The organism is Candidatus Frankia alpina (genome assembly GCF_902806485.1).
Classification (GTDB): Bacteria; Actinomycetota; Actinomycetes; order Frankiales; family Frankiaceae; genus Frankia; species Frankia alpina.
Map to the genome: position 1 here is coordinate 1 of NZ_CADCWT010000446.1, position 1707 is coordinate 1707.

General features: G+C 62.9%; 2 protein-coding genes. Both read right to left on the bottom strand.

Features of this window, described 5'->3' with window-relative positions; translation table 11 throughout:
- Positions 1 to 337 (bottom strand): hypothetical protein (locus G6R25_RS25670; protein WP_205447424.1); only part of this gene is annotated, 337 nt, incomplete at its 3' end.
- A gap of 1120 nt (positions 338 to 1457) precedes the next feature.
- The coding region (locus tag G6R25_RS23810; protein ID WP_163554641.1) for a hypothetical protein at positions 1458 to 1707 on the bottom strand (250 nt) is incomplete at its 5' end.

Genomic DNA, 1707 nt, shown 5'->3' on the forward strand with positions numbered 1-1707 from the left:
TTTGGTAGCCGCCGGACCGCCAGACAACCTTTCCGGTAACCCAATTCTCGATCGTCTTCTGAGTCTTTGGGTTATAGAGTTTCGCAGTCGCGGCCCACTGTGGACCTCCGTGGGTCGAAATCCTTATAAAATGAATAACAGGCCGCGGCGGGGATGCCGCAAGCGCAGGTGAATCGCCCGCGACAGTTATCGCAGTTGTAGCAGCAATAACGACAAGAGTGGTCGCAAGCGAAGGAAGCCGTTGGCGCAATTTACGAAATTTGCGATGATTGACGGTACACTGCTCGCCTGCAGGCTGATCGGATTTCGAATCAAGATCCACCACCCTGAATGCCATAAACCCCATCCTTTTTATAGAAATCCCATATCCATATAAATTCCATATCAAGAATAGATTAAGCGTGACATCCCAACAAGTTAACTTTATGTTGATGATCGAAGTCTTAAAGTAGCGAGATCCACCCACCACATAATGATCAAGTGTCGAGAGTGTCACCGCCGCCACACAGGTTGGTCTGCACCGGCGCGGCCGTCGCCCGGCGTCAACCAAGGCCGCGATCGCGGCCTCCAGAACGGCCGGAGACAGCCGCACAGTGCCACCGCCGAGCCCCCCCACGACACCGCCACCGGCAGGCCGGCGCAGGCCAGGCAGCACCCCGGCATTGCCAGGTTCAGCTCCCCCCCTGCAGGGGCGGACGGCGCCCTCTCCACGACCTCCGGCGGATCTGCGGCCCCTTAAGCCGGGGAGGTCCCCGGCGCCGCTCCGGCGCGGGGATCAAGCCGTGTCGGCGGGTAGGACCGCCCGGAACCGCGAAAACCCCCTCCAGGGGCCAAAAGGAGGGGGGTGGCGGTCTATCTGTCGTATCCATCGCAGCGTGCGACGGATACGCGACGGATAGCCGGGCCCTCTGCGACAGATGCTGTGGCACGCCAACGCCCCGCCGAGGACGGGCCTGGCGGGGCGTCAGACGACCGAACACGATCAGCCTGGGGTATTAGTCAACGTTGTTGTCGACACCTGCCGGGTTGATCTCCTGTATGGGGCCGGCCTCTGCCCCTCCTCGTCATCGCCGACGAGATCTTCGTAGGCAGTTGCCTGCGTAGTCGGCCGACCATTTCCCAATTTCGGGATCGAAGTAGGTGTGGTAAGAGGAAGGCCAGGTGGTCACCTTCCCCGACTGGCACTGAGCCTCCGCGCGGGACGTGGCCTGGTCCTCCGCCGCCTTAGCAGTTGAGCCTGTGCCCCAGGCCCCCACGAACCCTCCCTTCGGGAGGGTGCCCGCGGCGAACGAGGTGCCTCCCGTCGCGAGCAGGGTGCCGCCGATGACAACGGCTGCGGTCAGGGTCTTTGCTGTCAGGGTCTTCACGATGAGCCTCTCGTCCAAACCATCGGCGTCGACCTGCGTGCCATGATCAGGTCGATGAACTTTTCTTGATCATGATGGATCATCGTCTCATCACCGGGACGCCAGTGCCCCGCCGGTGGCCAGTTCCATGGGGCACTCGGCACCTCCAGTCGACACCTCCGGGTTGATCTCCTGGGTGGGGCCGTGGAGGCCGGTGGTGTCGAGGTGGTAGGCGGTGAGCAGCTCGGTGAGGGCGGCGAAGCCGCCGGTGTCCAGCGACCGCAGCACCGCGGCCTCCAGGCCGAGGGTGACGACGCGGCGGTAGAGCCAGTTCGCCAGCCGGCCGACCTCCACCCCCTCG